The organism is Staphylococcus sp. GDY8P131P (assembly GCF_017891975.1).
GTDB classification, from domain to species: Bacteria; Bacillota; Bacilli; order Staphylococcales; family Staphylococcaceae; genus Staphylococcus; species Staphylococcus nepalensis.
Genome location: NZ_JAESKF010000015.1, coordinates 12,684 through 28,577, shown reverse-complemented (window position 1 = coordinate 28,577; position 15,894 = coordinate 12,684). Strand labels below are relative to the sequence as shown.

The window sequence follows — 15,894 nt, the reverse complement described above, 5'->3', positions numbered from 1 at the left end:
CATTCTTTTTAGAAAAATAGATTTTTGTCTCACTCTTTTTGTATTATTTAATTTTCTAATGATTTCATTGCATATGGAATTTCACTTATCAGTTGAGATGGCGGTACAACATACATTTTATCAGACAATGTTTCACCAATATAACTATGCGTATAAGTTGCACTTGTGACTGCTTCCTTGAGGTCATTAAATTGTCCCACAAAGCTTGTAATCATACCAGCAAGTGTATCGCCCATGCCACCTGTAGCCATTGCTGGCGTACCAATTGGAAGCTTGCATTCACTATCTTTAAAATAGATTTCAGTGCCGTGCATTTTTAACACAATTGTTGCGCCAATGTTATCAACCGCTTCACGATTACGTTCGTGAGTTTGTTCTTCTATTGGAATACCACTTAAACGTTCCCACTCTTTTTGATGGGGCGTAAAAATAACTTTACAGGTTGGAATATCTGGCTTCAATTTACTAAATATAGTGATTGCATCTCCGTCCACGATAAGTGTTTGATGTGGTTGGATATTTTGTAATAAGAACGTGATGGCATTGTTTCCTTTAAAATCACATCCTAACCCAGGCCCAATCAAGATACAATCTGTGTTCTCAATCATTTTAGTGAGCATTTTTGTATCATTGATGTCAATGACCATTGCTTCAGGGCAACGTGAATGTAACGCTGCATGGTTGGTTGGATGTGTAGCTACTGTGATTAAACCACTACCACTGTACACACAAGCACGTGCAGCAAGCATAATTGCTCCACCTAAGTTTGCGTTGCCTCCGATTAACAGAATTTTGCCATAATCCCCTTTATGTGTCTCGTCTTTACGCTTAGGAATACTTACGGATGAAATTGTTTCCAACATTGAAACCTCCTTTAGAGATATAAATTATGATCAATTTAGCTTATTTTAATGATTTGATTTTTTTATGAGTAAGTTTATTATTTTCGATAAAATAATACGTGGTTTTAAGCATTATCAAAGTGTAGTCTATTCTTATATTTACCCTAGTTACTTATTTTATAAATACAATAGAAAATATTATACCTGGTTTGCATTTTAGTCAATAGTTAGAAGTATTAAGCGTGGATTTGTTTTTAGAAAATATAAAATCACTTACTTTGCCTTATTAAAATACTAATTTAATACCATGTTACGGATATGCGTTAACCTATTGTCCTTAAAATTTTGTAAGCGTATACTCAAATTAATTGAAACACATTAAAAGCAAGGAGATGAAAATATGACATTGCAACTTAATGGAGAAAGTTTAACGATTAATAAAATAAAGGAATTACTATATCAAAGCGATGAAGTTAGTGTGACGGATGATGCATACCAGCGTGTAAAACAAAGCCGAGCAACCGTAGAGAAGATTATAGAGAATAAAGAAACGATTTATGGTATAACGACAGGATTCGGGTTATTCAGTGACGTACGGGTTGATGAAGGAGAATACAATCAATTACAAGTGAATTTAATTCGTTCGCATGCTTGTGGGATAGGAAAACCTTTTTCACAAGACGTTGCATTAGTGATGATGGTATTACGTCTAAATACATTACTTAAAGGTCATTCTGGTGTGACCGTCGATTTAGTAGATCAACTCATATACTTTATTAACAATAGAATCATTCCTGTTATTCCTCAACAAGGATCACTGGGTGCTTCTGGAGATTTAGCGCCACTTTCACATCTAGCTTTAGCGCTAATCGGAGAAGGCAGCGTATATTATAAAAACGAGGAAGTAGACAGCCGGCATGTCTTAAATCTATTAAATCGTACCCCTTTAAGATTACAGGCTAAAGAAGGCTTAGCTTTAATTAATGGCACGCAAGCCATGACTGCTCAAGGTGTGATTAATTATATAGAAGCGGAATATATAGGTTATCAAGCAGAATGGATTGCTGCACTCACACATCAAGCATTAAATGGTATAACAGACGCATACCATGAAAACGTACATAAAGTACGTCATTTCAAAGAACAAATCGATGTTGCAGCACGTATGTTAGATTGGCTTGAAGGTTCAAAATTAACTACATCACAAGGAGACATTCGTGTACAAGACGCTTATACATTGCGTTGTATCCCACAAATACATGGCGCAAGCTTCCAGGTATTTAATTATGTGAAAGAAAAACTTGAATTTGAAATGAATGCAGCTAATGATAACCCATTAATATTTGATGAAGATGATGAAACGTTCGTTATTTCTGGCGGGAACTTTCACGGACAACCAATTGCTTTTGCACTGGATTTCTTAAAACTGGGTGTTAGCGAATTAGCTAATGTTTCAGAAAGAAGACTAGAAAGACTTGTTAATCCGCAATTAAACAATGGCTTGCCAGCATTCTTAAGCCCACAACCAGGACTACAAAGCGGTGCGATGATTATGCAATACGCAGCAGCGAGTTTGGTTTCAGAAAATAAGACACTTGCACATCCAGCGAGTGTAGATTCCATTCCATCATCAGCTAACCAAGAAGATCATGTGTCTATGGGAACAATTGCCTCTCGCCATGGCTATCAAATGATTGAAAATGCACGGCGTGTGCTAGCAATAGAAGCTATTATTGCACTTCAAGCAGTAGAATATAAAGATATTGAAAAATTATCACCTAAAACGTATGACAAATATCAAGCTTTACGCAAGGTAGTACCCTCTATAACACGAGATCGACAATTTCATAAAGATATCGAAGCTGTTGCACAATATTTACTAGATCATGCTTATTCAAATGAAATTTAATTGTTTCAATGTCATCAGTCTTGAAAAATGGTGCGTTATTTGCTATATTTAAAACAACTCAATAAAGTTATTGTTCGTAGGATAAGTAGTGTTGAATCGTCTGATTTCAGAGAGCTTGTGGTTGGTGAGAACAAGCAATCAGTGTCAATATGAATCTACCTACTATAAAGAAGAACAATCGGATTTAACCGTTATTTTTGTGAAAGTGCAGTCTTTTTTGACTGTTAAATAGGGTGGCAACGCGTAAAGACCACGTCCCTTGTATAGGGATGTGGTCTTTTTTGTGTTCAATCTGAAAATATTTACATTTGAAAGGATGGAAAGTGATATGTTAGACATTAAACGATTTCGTAACGAACCAACGTTACTAAAAGACAAAGTTTCAAAACGTGGTATGGACGCAAAAGTAGTGGATGATGTATTAGCACTTGATGATAAGCGTCGTGAACTTATTCGCAGTGCTGAGGAAATGAAAGCGAAACGTAATAAAGTGAGTGGCGAAATCGCTGAGAAAAAACGTAATAAAGAAAATGCAGATGACGTTATTGTAGAAATGCGTAAATTAGGCGATGATATCAAACAATTAGATGCAGATTTAAATAAAGTAGATAAAGAATTAGAAGATTTATTATCACGTATCCCAAATATCATTCATGATGATGTGCCTGAAGGCGATTCTGATGAAGAGAATGTAGAATTAAAACGTTGGGGTACGCCAAGAGCATTTGATTTTGAAGAAAAAGCACATTGGGATTTAGTTGAATCATTACAAATGGCTAATTTCGAACGAGGCGCAAAAGTTTCTGGCGCTAGATTTGTCTTCTTAACTGGGGAAGGTGCTCAATTAGAAAGAGCATTGATGAACTATATGGTAACGAAACATACGACACAGCACGGTTACACTGAAATGATGGTGCCGCAATTAGTGAACGCCGATTCTATGTATGGTACAGGACAATTGCCAAAATTCGAAGAAGATTTATTCAAAATTGAAAAAGAAGGACTTTATACAATTCCAACTGCAGAGGTGCCATTAACGAATTATTATCGTAATGAAATTATTGAGCCAGATGTGTTGCCTGCTAAATTCACTGCCCAATCAGCTTGTTATCGTAGTGAAGCGGGTTCTGCAGGTAGAGATACAAGAGGCTTAATTCGATTACATCAATTCGATAAAGTAGAAATGGTGCGCTTTGAAAAACCAGAAGACTCTTGGAACGCATTAGAAGAAATGACACAACATGCAGAATCAATTTTAGAGGAGTTAGGATTACCTTATCGTAGAGTTATTTTATGTACAGGAGATATCGGTTTTGGTTCAAGTAAAACATATGACTTAGAAGTTTGGTTACCAAGTTATAACGAATACAAAGAAATCAGTTCTTGTTCAAATATTACTGATTTCCAAGCGCGTCGTTCTAACATTCGTTTTAAACGTGATAAAACAGCAAAACCGGAATTAGTGCATACGCTCAATGGCAGTGGCTTAGCAGTAGGTCGTACATTTGCTGCAATTGTAGAAAACTATCAAAATGAAGATGGATCAGTAACAATTCCAGATGCATTAGTACCTTATATGGGCGGTAAAACAGTTATACGCCCAGTTAAATAGAAAGATGAATTAAAGTTTAAATATCATGATAAACTACGTGAATGTTTAAAATGAGCTTAGCATCATCTAGCTTTAAAAAAGCAGGATTGTAATCTTTGCGAGATTACTATTCCTGCTTTTTTAATTTGGAGAAAGGGTAGGGAGGCCTCAATTTAAATGATTAATCATAGATAATAATACAGAAAAACAGCATTTTACTTAACTATAAGAGGGACGTCTAAAATAATGATTTAAAAATTCTGAAATTAAAACTATTATAAAAACAGCATTTTAACACTGTGGTTAGTCTAACGTAAGACAAGCAGATGTCTAAAAGCATTGAATATATTTTACGAGTCGTATTAAAATAGTCATATTATTTTCTTATTACAAAAAATTTAGGAGGTGGCGTTATGGAAACACATTTAACTTTTAGGCAAGGTGTCAAAGAATGTGTGCCTACATTGTTAGGTTACGCAGGTGTTGGACTTTCATTTGGTATTGTAGCAGTAGCTTCGGGTTTTAATTTACTCGAGATTATTTTGTTATGTTTACTCGTTTACGCAGGTGCTGCACAATTTATTATATGTGCGTTAGTCATTGCTGGGACACCCATTTCTGCAATCGCATTAACTACGTTTATTGTTAATTCAAGGATGTTTTTATTAAGTATGACACTTGCACCAAGTTATAAAGATTATGGTTTTTGGAATCGTATCGGGATGTCTACACTCATTACTGATGAAACATTCGGTGTTGCTATCACGCCACATTTAAAAGGAGAAAAAATTAATGATCGCTGGCTACATGGTTTAAATATCACAGCATACCTATTTTGGACATTTGCAAGTATCGTTGGCGCTGTCTTTGGTAAATACATAACTAACCCCGATGCTTTTGGTTTGGACTTTGCGATTACCGCGATGTTTATATTTTTGGCTGTATCGCAGTTTGATACTATTAAACAATCACAAATTAGGACTTATCTAGTATTAATCGTTTGCGTGATTATACTAATGTTTGTTTTAAGCTTTTTCATGCCTTCATATGTAGCCATTATATTAGCATCCGTCTTTACTGCTGCTTTAGGGGTGGTGATTGATAAATGACAACGACCCTACACATGTTATTAATCATCGTGTTATGCGGTGTGATTACTTGGTTAACACGCATCATACCCTTTATATTAATAACTAAAATTAGATTATCGGAAACAATCGTAAAATGGTTATCCTTTATTCCAATCACACTGTTTACGGCATTAATTATAGATGGTGTGTTAGAGCAACATGAAGGAACAATGATCTATAGTATTAATATCCCTTTTTTAGTTACTATGGTGCCAACAATTATTATCGCAGTCATTACACGAAGTCTAACGATGACAATTGTTGGCGGCATCTTGCTCATGGCTATTTTAAGATGGGTATTTTAAATATATGATTGAAGTACATCCCAAAATCCGTTAGAATGACAATAATTAGAAAATTATGAAATTTGAAGTACGCGTGCGTCATTGATGAAGTAAATCACTTTTATATACGTCGTTTTTTTAAACAATTAAAACTAAATCTTATTTCGAGAAGCAGAGGGACTTGGCCCGATGAAGCTTCAGCAACCGGCTTTTAAAGCACGGTGCTAATACCAACGACTCGTCGAATAATAAGTATTTTAACTTCTTACTTATTATAAATAGGTGAGAAGTTTTTTTACTAGGTAGGAGGTAAATGATGACAAATTATACAGTTGATACATTGGAATTAGGGCCATTTACAACAGAATCAGGTGAAACGATTTTAAATTTGAAATTACGTTATGAGCATGTTGGGTATCAAGGGCAACCATTAGTGCTGGTATGCCACGCATTAACAGGTAATCATTTGACGTATGGCACGGATGATAACCCAGGGTGGTGGAGAGGCATTATAGATGGTGGTTATATGCCTATTCATGACTATCAATTTTTAACATTCAATGTCATTGGGAGCCCATATGGTTCTAGTTCGGCACATACAGATGCAGACTTTCCTAAACATTTAACTTTACGAGATATTGTACATGCAATTGAATTAGGTATTAAAACGTTAGGGTTTGATCGAATTAATATTTTAATTGGAGGCTCTTTAGGTGGCATGCAAGCATTAGAATTATTATACAACCATAAATTTGAGGTCGATAAGGCAGTTATTTTAGCTGCTACAGACAAAACATCTTCATATAGTCGTGCATTTAATGAAATTGCTAGACAAGCAATTCAATTAGATCACAGCGAGGGTATGAGTATAGCAAGACAACTTGGCTTTTTAACTTATCGTTCGTCTAAGAGTTATGATAGACGCTTTACGCCGGACCAAGTTGTGAATTATCAAAAACACCAAGGTAACAAATTCAAGAAAAACTTTGACCCATTGAGCTATTTAACACTACTGGATGTCTTAGATAGCCATGATATAGATAGAGATCGCAAAGATGTAGATGAAGTATTTGGACGTCTTGATACTAAAGTCATGACGATGGGATTTACAGATGATTTATTATATCCAGATGATTTGGTATATGCGACTGGTGCTCGCTTTAAATACCATAAACACTTCTTTGTACCGGACAATGTAGGACATGATGGCTTTTTACTTAATTTTAATGATTGGGCGCCCAATTTATATCATTTCTTAAAAGTATCCAAATTCAAAAGAAAATAAATATATGGTTACGATGTACGTGGAAAAATAAGACGTCTGGAAGATGGCTTTCTAGTTGATTAAAAGAGTGAAGTGATTGCCTTACCAGGACGTCTTATTTTTATGGCATAACATCAGAAATAAATGAGGCATTTTGGTCAAATTAATGCGTAAAAGTACATTTTGAAGTATTAGTCTATTTTTGAATTTTATAGTTTGAGTGGAACTTCTATTAAAAAGGATTGTCAATAATTGTATAAAAGTTTTAAAGAGGTTAAAATAATAAACATAGACAAAATTAGTATAGGAGTGGCGAACTTGTTTTCTAAAATAGATACTAAAGCCACTATACTTAGTGTGATTACGTTAATTATAGTGGCTTTAGCTTTACATATATTACCACCACTTGGGTTGCTGTTAGGCTTATTTGCAACAATTCCAGGTATTATTTTATGGCATAAATCTGTAGAATCATTTGCTTTTACAGCGGTGGTTACAGTTGTGTTAACAACATTGCTGGGTAATATATTCGTGTTAAGCATTATGATCCTCTTGCTTGTAGTGAGTTTTGTAGTGGGTCAATTATTAAAAGAACGTACATCTAAAGAACGTATACTTTATATAACAACAACGTATATTAGTATTATTGCGTTAATTGCATTTATGATGTTACAAGCATTAAAAAAAATACCAAACGCTACATCATTAATTAAACCATTTAAAGACCAGATGTATAGTGTGATTGCTAACGCTTCTGTAAGCGCAGATTATAAACAAATGTTTGAAGAAACATTCCGCCAATCATCAGTTCAATTACCAAGTTATATTATTATTGGCGTTTTTCTATTAATATTAATCAATTTAATTATTACTTTTCCAATCTTGCGTAAATTCAAAATCGCTACGCCCATATTCAAACCATTATACGCTTGGCAAATGAAGCGTTCTGTATTATGGATATATATTATTGTATTAATATGTGTTATGTTTTCAACCGAGCCAAGCGCATTTCAAACTATCGTATTAAACTTTCAAACTGTGTTATCATTATGTATGTATATTCAGGGGTTAAGTGTGATTCACTTTTTCGGAAAGGCAAAATCAATGCCGCCAGCACTTACTATCATTCTAATGGTGGTGGGGACAATTTTAACACCATTAACACATATTGTAAGTCTCCTGGGTTTTGTAGATTTATGCATCAATTTAAAACGTATCATTAAAAAATGATTTGAGGTGGAAGAATGAACCGTCAATCCACTAAAAAAGCGTTGATTTTACCATTTATAATCATGGTATTGACAGCGATAGCGCTTGTAGTCGTTTGGTTTATTTTTAATCAATTGATTGCAGGTATAGCCACCGTTGTTTTACTTGTGATTATTATAGGGACAGCACTGATGGTAAGACAAGCTTTACAAAAACTGGATAGCTATGTAGATAGTCTAAGCGGAATAATTTCAGCAAGTAGCAACACTGCTATTAAAAAGCTACCGATTGGTATGATTATCTTAGATGAAAATGAAAACATAGAGTGGATGAACCAATTTATGTCAGAGCGTTTGGATCGAAATGTTATTTCTGATCCAGTCAACGAAGTATATCCTAACATCTTAAAGCAATTAGAAAAGACACAAGAAGTTGAAATTCAAGAAAATGAATATCACTACCGTGTAAGATATTCAGAAAAAGAACACGTACTTTATTTCTTCGATATAACAGAAGAAGTACACACACAAGCATTATACGAAGCATCTAAACCAATCATTGCCACACTATTTTTAGATAACTACGATGAAATCACTCAAAATATGAATGACACACAACGATCAGAGATTAACTCAATGGTTACGCGTGTGATAAGTAGATGGGCGACAGAATATAATATCTATTTCAAACGGTATAGTTCTGATCAATTTGTCGCTTATTTAAATCAACATATTTTAGATGAAGTTGAAGCGTCTAACTTTAGTATACTAAGTCAATTACGCGAAAAAAGCGTGGGTTACCGTGCACAATTGACGTTAAGTATTGGCGTAGGTGAAGGTTCTGAGAATTTAATCGACTTAGGAGAATTGTCACAATCTGGACTCGATTTAGCGCTAGGGCGTGGTGGTGACCAAGTTGCGATTAAGAATATGAATGGGAATGTGCGTTTCTATGGCGGTAAGACTGACCCAATGGAAAAACGTACTCGTGTCAGAGCACGTGTTATCTCCCACGCATTAAAAGATATTTTAATGGAAGGCGATAAAGTCATTATTATGGGACATACACGCCCAGATTTAGATGCTATAGGCGCAGCGATTGGTGTATCACGCTTCGCTATGATGAATAATCTAGATGCTTACATTGTGTTAAATGATTCGGATATTGATCCGACATTACGCCGTGTAATGGATGCTGTAGATGAAAAACCAGAACTCAAAGATCGTTTCATAACATCAGATGAAGCATGGGATATTATGACATCTAAGACAACTTTAGTGGTTGTAGACACACATAAACCAGAAATGGTCATTGATGAAAATATTTTAAATAAAGCAAATCGTAAAGTTGTGATTGATCATCACAGACGTGGCGAAAGCTTTATTTCTAGCCCATTACTCGTCTATATGGAACCATATGCAAGTTCTACCGCAGAGCTAGTGACAGAATTACTAGAATATCAACCGACAGAACAAAGATTAACACGTTTAGAATCGACGATTATGTTTGCAGGTATTATCGTAGATACACGTAATTTCACATTACGTACAGGCTCAAGAACATTTGATGCGGCAAGTTATTTACGGGCACATGGTGCTGATACAATCTTGACGCAGCATTTCTTGAAAGACGACTTAGATACGTATATTAATCGTACAGAATTAATTCAAACAGTGAAGTTACAAGATCACGGTGTAGCCATTGCGCACGGTTCAGATGAAAAAATCTACCATCCTGTCACAGTTGCACAAGCTGCTGATGAACTGTTAAGTTTAGATGGCGTAGAGGCTTCTTATGTAATTGCTAGAAGAGAAGATAACCTAGTCGGTATGTCTGCCCGTTCGCTTGGTGCAGTTAATGTTCAACTGACAATGGAAGCACTCGGTGGCGGTGGTCACCTGACTAACGCAGCGACCCAATTAAAAGATGTAACTGTCGAAGAAGCAATAGAACAATTACAACAAGCAATAACAGAACAAATGAGTAGGAGTGAAAATACATGAAAGTAATATTTACACAAGATGTTAAAGGCAAAGGTAAAAAAGGCGAAGTTAAAGACGTACCTGTAGGCTATGCAAATAATTTCTTATTGAAGAAAAACTATGCAGTTGAAGCGACGCCAGGTAATTTAAAACAATTAGAAAAACAACACGAAGCTGCTGAAGCTGAGCGTCAACAAGAAATTGAAGATGCTAAAAAATTAAAAGAAACATTAAGTAATATTGAAGTTGAAGTATCTGCTAAAACAGGTGAAGGTGGAAAATTATTTGGCTCTGTAAGCACAAAACAAATCGCTCAAGCTTTACAACAACAACACGATATTAAATTAGATAAACGTAAAATGGATTTACCAAATGGTATCCATGCGTTAGGTTACACAAATGTGCCAGTTAAATTAGATAAAGAAGTAGAAGGTACAATTCGTGTACACACAGTTGAACAATAAAAACGGATTGAGATATGAGGTGTAATCATAATGGATGGAATGTATGAACAAAATCAAATGCCCCACAGTAATGAGGCTGAACAATCTGTCTTAGGTGCCATTATCATAGATCCGGAACTGATAAACAGAACTCAGGAAGTTTTACTTCCTGAGTCCTTTTATAGAGGCGCACATCAACACATCTTTAGAGCCATGATGAACCTCAACGAAGATAATAAAGATATTGACGTGGTTACAATTATGGATCAGTTGTCGTACGAAGGGCGACTAAATGAAGCGGGTGGCCCACAATATCTAGCAGAATTATCTAGTAATGTACCAACAACACGAAACGTTCAATACTATACAGATATCGTTTTTAAACACGCAACAAAACGTAAATTAATACAAACTGCTGATAGTATTGCGAACGACGGTTATAATGACGAATTAGAATTAGATACAATACTAAACGATGCCGAACGTCGTATCTTAGAATTATCGTCGACAAGAGAAAGCGACGGCTTTAAAGATATTAGAGACGTACTTGGAGAAGTATATGAAAACGCAGAATTGCTTGACCAAAATAGTGGTCAAACGCCGGGTATTCCAACTGGTTATCGAGATTTGGATCAAATGACAGCTGGTTTTAACCGCAATGATTTAATTATTTTAGCGGCTAGACCCTCTGTTGGTAAGACTGCCTTCGCACTTAATATTGCTCAGAAAGTAGCTACGCATGAAGACCATTTTTCAGTAGGTATTTTCTCACTTGAGATGGGTGCTGACCAATTAGCAACACGTATGATTTGTAGTTCGGGGAACGTCGATTCCAACCGTTTAAGAACAGGTATGATGACCGAAGAAGACTGGAATCGTTTTACGATTGCAGTAGGTAAATTATCTAGAACGAAGATATTTATTGACGATACACCTGGTATTCGAATTACAGATATCCGTTCAAAATGCCGCCGTTTAAAACAAGAACATGGCTTGGATATGGTCGTTATAGACTATCTTCAATTAATATCAGGTAGCGGCTCGAGATTTTCAGATAACCGACAACAAGAAGTATCTGAAATTTCGCGTACGCTCAAAGCGATTGCGAGAGAGATGGAATGTCCTGTCATTGCACTAAGTCAGTTATCACGTGGCGTAGAACAACGTCAAGATAAGCGACCAATGATGAGCGATATTCGTGAATCGGGATCAATTGAGCAAGACGCCGATATCGTTGCCTTCCTATACCGTGATGACTATTATAATCGTGGCGAAGATGAGGAAGACGACGATGGAGATACGAACTATGAACCTCAAACCAATGACGATAACGGCGAGATTGAAATTATTATTGCCAAACAACGTAATGGCCCAACAGGTACTGTGAAACTACACTTTATGAAACAATATAATAAATTTACAGACATCGATTATGCACATGCAGATATGGGTTAAGAAAAAGAAATAAAATTATTTTTTCCGTACAATAAATAACCAGGTTTATTTATTGTACGGTTTTTGTTTGTGTTTGATTCTTTATTATTTTATGAAGTATGTATTAGCATTTGAAAGAAAAGTCTTTGAAAACCTTGATAACAGTCAGTTTATAGTGTGTTGAGTGAAATTTGGATATTTACCAAAAACTAAAAAAACGTAAAAAATCAATGTTCGATTTTTGTTTGCAATATCGGTTTGGTATTGGTAGAATACTTAATGGTTAATTGAGAAAAACTTGGAGGTGCTCATATGTCATCAATCGTAGTCGTTGGGACACAATGGGGAGACGAAGGTAAAGGTAAAATCACAGATTTCTTAGCTGAACAAGCAGATGTTATTGCACGTTTTTCAGGCGGTAACAATGCAGGCCACACAATTAAATTTGGTGGAGAAACATATAAATTGCACTTAGTACCATCTGGTATTTTTTATAAAGAAAAATTAGCAGTGATTGGTAATGGCGTCGTTATCGACCCAGTCGCATTATTGAAAGAGTTAGACGGTTTAAATGAAAGAGGTATTTCTACAGATAATTTACGTATTTCTAATCGCGCTCAAGTTATTTTACCTTATCACATAAAACAAGATGAATATGAAGAAGAACGCCGTGGAGATAATAAAATTGGCACTACGAAAAAAGGTATCGGCCCTGCTTATGTAGATAAAGCACAACGTATTGGCATCCGTGTTGCTGATTTATTAGATAAAGAAACTTTTGAAAAATTATTAAAAGAAAATATTGAATACAAATCAGCCTACTTCAAAGGCATGTTTGATAAAGCGTGTCCATCATTTGAAGAAATTTTCGAAACTTATTATGCTGCAGGTCAACGCTTAGCAGAGTTTGTTACAGACACTGCAAAAGTTTTGGATGACGCATTTGTAGCTGAAGAAAAAGTATTATTTGAAGGCGCACAAGGGGTAATGTTAGACATCGATCATGGTACGTATCCATTTGTTACTTCAAGTAATCCTGTTGCAGGTAATGTCACTGTTGGTGGCGGTGTAGGACCAACATTTGTATCGAAAGTTATTGGCGTATGTAAAGCATATACCTCACGTGTTGGTGATGGCCCATTCCCAACAGAATTATTTGATGAAGATGGAGACCATATTCGTGAAGTTGGCCGTGAATACGGTACAACTACAGGACGTCCACGTCGTGTTGGTTGGTTTGACTCAGTCGTGTTACGTCACTCTCGTCGTGCAAGCGGGATTACAGACCTTTCTATTAACTCTATCGACGTGTTAACAGGTCTTAAAGAAGTGAAAATTTGTACAGCATACGAATTAGATGGTAAAGAAATCACAGAATACCCTGCGAACTTGAAAGATTTACAACGTTGCAAACCAATCTTTGAAACATTACCAGGTTGGACAGAAGATATTACAAGTTGCCGTTCATTAGAAGAATTGCCAATGAACGCACGCAGATATTTAGAACGCATTTCTGAATTATGTGATGTTCAAATTTCTATCTTCTCTGTAGGGCCCGACCGTAACCAAACAAACTTATTGAAATCATTATGGTAAGCTACTTAGTTAGATGCCCAAACCTTTAGAATTAAAAATAAAATTTTAAATATACAAACCCCTTGCAAAGGCTATTTCAAATTAGCATATCTGCAAGGGGCTTTTTGTTTAAATATTAGATTGTGTTAAGTGTTGATCACGAAAGTTTAGAATATGATCAACTGCTAATTGATAACCTGTTTTATCACTAGATTGTACAGATTTAACTTTTTTAATATTTTGTTGATAATATGGTAATGCTGCTAGCATGTCCAGCACAGTTTGTTTTAATTGCTCTGGCGTTATATCTTCTGTATTTAATTGACGACCAATATTTAACTTTTCAATCTGCTGGGCGACAACAGGTTGGTCGGCACTTTGCGGAAAAGCTAACATCGGCACGTCCATCAACATAGCTTCGTTTGTACTATTCATGCCTGCATGGGTTAAGAATAAGGCAGTATGTTGTAATAACTCTGTTTGAGGAACGTACTGTGCAACGGTAAAGTTAGATGGTATCATATCAAAATCTTCGAGTTGATTACGATAACCAATTGAAACGACGAATGAAGCATCAATATCTGCTAAAGCCTTAAAGCAATGATTGAAAAAAGTAGCATTTTGGTTGAAAACTGTCCCGAGGGAAATATAAATGACTGGACGCGTTGTACCGATTTGGTCCATAAATCCAGAAACATTAGGTTTAAGTACTGAAGGTCCAACAAATTTATAATCATTTGGATCAAAAGTATCATAATTGATTTGGAAACCTTTCATCACATAAGCAATGTTAATATTTCCCGGGTTATTCATGACTTCAAAACGTGAAGGAACAATGACATTATATGTGCTCTCTACGTGATTTTTTAATACTTCAAATGTTTCGTCAGCTTGTTGGATTTCCTCAGCATTCACGGTAGAAGTTAAATGATTTATAAATGTATCAAATGTTGCTTTTGTATGTGCGAAAGACGAAACAGATGAAACAGATGGTAAATTTAATTTCTGTGCAAGTATATAGCCACAACTAAACATAGAATCATGAATCATATAATCAAAATGTTCATTTTTAGTTTCTCTTAAAATGCGTGGAACAATAATATCTACTGTTCTCAATAAGCCATTAATGACATTAAATAAGTGATGATTTTCATGATGAGTGAATGCACTCATAATAGCTTCTGTAGGTAATGTTCTAATTTCAGCGCCTGTTTCACTTAATTTATCTTTGTACAAATCACTTGCATAATAAACGACTTCTTCGCCACGTTTCACTAATTCTTTAACAACTGCAATGGTTGGATTAACATGCCCAGCAGAACCTGGGTTAACAAATAATATTTTTGCCAATATTGCGCCTCCTTGTATGTTGTGAGGCCGTGACCTCAATAAAGTCTCGGTATCTCGACATCAATATGATATAGGTAGTAGATGATAAAGCGCACTTTTTATACACGAGTTTGGTTCATGAATCACTTACTTACGAAGAGGAGTAGAACTTATGTAAGCACCTTAGCACTTATATCCCCTTTTATGCTTTAGCGATTGCTACTTATACATGGGCTCATGCCTATGTCATCTTTTAGCCATAGCAAAACGTATACATAACCTTGAGCTCGTATAGTCTTCTATAAAGACGAGTAATACTTATATAAGCGATTCATCTTTTGTAACACGTCTTAGTCATCTAGCCTTGGCGGGGCGGCATCATCATTTTAGAAAATGTGACTTTTGCCCTGCTCTGATATAATTTTAGCAAAAGATATTTAAAACAAAAATATTTTGTATTTATTATTTAGATTTTAAAATATAAATGATTTTCAAATAAAGATGAAATGAGGTTTATAACCGAAATAACATCCGTTTTAAAAAGATAAATAAGGCGGATAAATACTATTTTGTCAGTGTTTAATGTTGTTTTCTTACTTTATACATTAATGTTAGAAAATTATACTAAATAAATTTTAAAAATAGCTTGTCATCCTTAATAAGAGTTGATATAATTTATCTTGTGCTTAAGAGAGGCTCCTTGGTCAAGCGGTTAAGACACCGCCCTTTCACGGCGGTAACACGGGTTCGAGTCCCGTAGGAGTCACCATTTTTTTAGGTCTCGTAGTGTAGCGGTTAACACGCCTGCCTGTCACGCAGGAGATCGCGGGTTCGATTCCCGTCGAGACCGTATTGCCCATCCAATAGGATGGGCATTTTTTTATGTGGTTTGAACATAAAAC

12 protein-coding genes, 2 tRNA genes, 1 riboswitch and 1 other annotated feature are annotated in these 15,894 nt (G+C 35.4%); of the genes, 12 read left to right on the top strand and 2 right to left on the bottom strand.

Annotation, left to right across the window (positions count from 1 at the left end; translation table 11 throughout):
- Positions 1 to 47: 47 nt before the first annotated feature.
- Complete coding sequence (locus KA894_RS11310; RefSeq protein ID WP_318270733.1) at positions 48 to 863, bottom strand: NAD(P)H-hydrate dehydratase; 816 nt, start codon at positions 861 to 863, stop codon at positions 48 to 50.
- 379 nt (positions 864 to 1,242) lie between these two features.
- Here KA894_RS11310 and hutH point away from each other — a divergent pair, with 379 nt between their 5' ends.
- From hutH to KA894_RS11260, 10 genes are all read left to right on the top strand, one after another.
- Positions 1,243 to 2,751 (top strand): histidine ammonia-lyase, encoded by a 1,509-nt coding sequence (hutH, locus tag KA894_RS11305; RefSeq protein ID WP_119487770.1) that lies wholly within the window; start codon positions 1,243 to 1,245, stop codon positions 2,749 to 2,751.
- 61 nt (positions 2,752 to 2,812) lie between these two features.
- Positions 2,813 to 3,014, top strand: a binding site (T-box leader).
- A 65-nt stretch (positions 3,015 to 3,079) separates the two neighbouring features.
- The gene (gene serS, locus KA894_RS11300) at positions 3,080 to 4,363 is read left to right on the top strand and encodes a serine--tRNA ligase (RefSeq protein WP_096807947.1); all 1,284 of its coding nucleotides are present in this window, start codon (positions 3,080 to 3,082) and stop codon (positions 4,361 to 4,363) included.
- A 392-nt stretch (positions 4,364 to 4,755) separates the two neighbouring features.
- Positions 4,756 to 5,451, top strand: a complete 696-nt coding sequence (locus tag KA894_RS11295; protein ID WP_107643876.1) for an AzlC family ABC transporter permease — start codon at positions 4,756 to 4,758, stop codon at positions 5,449 to 5,451.
- Positions 5,448 to 5,777, top strand: coding sequence for an AzlD domain-containing protein (locus tag KA894_RS11290; protein WP_096807949.1), 330 nt, complete (start codon positions 5,448 to 5,450; stop codon positions 5,775 to 5,777). Before KA894_RS11295 ends, KA894_RS11290 begins: the two co-directional genes overlap by 4 nt.
- Positions 5,778 to 5,912: 135 nt before the next feature.
- Positions 5,913 to 6,011, top strand: a riboswitch (SAM riboswitch).
- A gap of 61 nt (positions 6,012 to 6,072) precedes the next feature.
- A complete protein-coding gene (metX, locus tag KA894_RS11285) occupies positions 6,073 to 7,041 on the top strand; it encodes a homoserine O-acetyltransferase MetX (protein ID WP_103373113.1) in 969 nt (322 codons plus the stop codon).
- 297 nt (positions 7,042 to 7,338) lie between these two features.
- The gene (locus tag KA894_RS11280; RefSeq protein ID WP_103373112.1) at positions 7,339 to 8,250 is read left to right on the top strand and encodes a DUF2232 domain-containing protein; all 912 of its coding nucleotides are present in this window, start codon (positions 7,339 to 7,341) and stop codon (positions 8,248 to 8,250) included.
- A 14-nt stretch (positions 8,251 to 8,264) separates the two neighbouring features.
- Positions 8,265 to 10,232, top strand: a complete 1,968-nt coding sequence (locus tag KA894_RS11275; protein ID WP_096807952.1) for a DHH family phosphoesterase — start codon at positions 8,265 to 8,267, stop codon at positions 10,230 to 10,232.
- Positions 10,229 to 10,675: a 50S ribosomal protein L9 gene (gene rplI, locus KA894_RS11270; protein WP_096807953.1), complete on the top strand. Its 447-nt coding sequence runs from the start codon at positions 10,229 to 10,231 to the stop codon at positions 10,673 to 10,675. Before KA894_RS11275 ends, rplI begins: the two co-directional genes overlap by 4 nt.
- Before the next feature lie 30 nt (positions 10,676 to 10,705).
- Entirely contained in the window at positions 10,706 to 12,109 is a 1,404-nt protein-coding gene (gene dnaB, locus KA894_RS11265; protein ID WP_096807954.1) for a replicative DNA helicase, read from the top strand.
- A gap of 291 nt (positions 12,110 to 12,400) precedes the next feature.
- Positions 12,401 to 13,684, top strand: a complete 1,284-nt coding sequence (locus KA894_RS11260; protein WP_107643877.1) for an adenylosuccinate synthase — start codon at positions 12,401 to 12,403, stop codon at positions 13,682 to 13,684.
- Between the two features lie 108 nt (positions 13,685 to 13,792).
- Here the strand turns inward: KA894_RS11260 and KA894_RS11255 are convergent, their stop codons facing one another.
- Positions 13,793 to 15,013 (bottom strand): macrolide family glycosyltransferase, encoded by a 1,221-nt coding sequence (locus KA894_RS11255; RefSeq protein ID WP_119487769.1) that lies wholly within the window; start codon positions 15,011 to 15,013, stop codon positions 13,793 to 13,795.
- 673 nt (positions 15,014 to 15,686) lie between these two features.
- Here KA894_RS11255 and KA894_RS11250 point away from each other — a divergent pair.
- Positions 15,687 to 15,761, top strand: a tRNA-Glu gene (locus KA894_RS11250).
- Between the two features lie 8 nt (positions 15,762 to 15,769).
- Positions 15,770 to 15,842 (top strand) — tRNA-Asp (locus KA894_RS11245).
- The last annotated feature ends 52 nt before the right edge of the window (positions 15,843 to 15,894 follow it).

What these genes read in the sequence shown, in the direction of transcription:
- KA894_RS11310 (WP_318270733.1), bottom strand. Translation starts at nt 863, where the DNA reads ATGTTGGAAACAATTTCATCCGTAAGTATTCCTAAGCGTAAAGACGAG.
- hutH (WP_119487770.1), top strand. Translation starts at nt 1,243, where the DNA reads ATGACATTGCAACTTAATGGAGAAAGTTTAACGATTAATAAAATAAAG.
- serS (WP_096807947.1), top strand. Translation starts at nt 3,080, where the DNA reads ATGTTAGACATTAAACGATTTCGTAACGAACCAACGTTACTAAAAGAC.
- KA894_RS11295 (WP_107643876.1), top strand. Translation starts at nt 4,756, where the DNA reads ATGGAAACACATTTAACTTTTAGGCAAGGTGTCAAAGAATGTGTGCCT.
- KA894_RS11290 (WP_096807949.1), top strand. Translation starts at nt 5,448, where the DNA reads ATGACAACGACCCTACACATGTTATTAATCATCGTGTTATGCGGTGTG.
- metX (WP_103373113.1), top strand. Translation starts at nt 6,073, where the DNA reads ATGACAAATTATACAGTTGATACATTGGAATTAGGGCCATTTACAACA.
- KA894_RS11275 (WP_096807952.1), top strand. Translation starts at nt 8,265, where the DNA reads ATGAACCGTCAATCCACTAAAAAAGCGTTGATTTTACCATTTATAATC.
- rplI (WP_096807953.1), top strand. Translation starts at nt 10,229, where the DNA reads ATGAAAGTAATATTTACACAAGATGTTAAAGGCAAAGGTAAAAAAGGC.
- dnaB (WP_096807954.1), top strand. Translation starts at nt 10,706, where the DNA reads ATGGATGGAATGTATGAACAAAATCAAATGCCCCACAGTAATGAGGCT.
- KA894_RS11260 (WP_107643877.1), top strand. Translation starts at nt 12,401, where the DNA reads ATGTCATCAATCGTAGTCGTTGGGACACAATGGGGAGACGAAGGTAAA.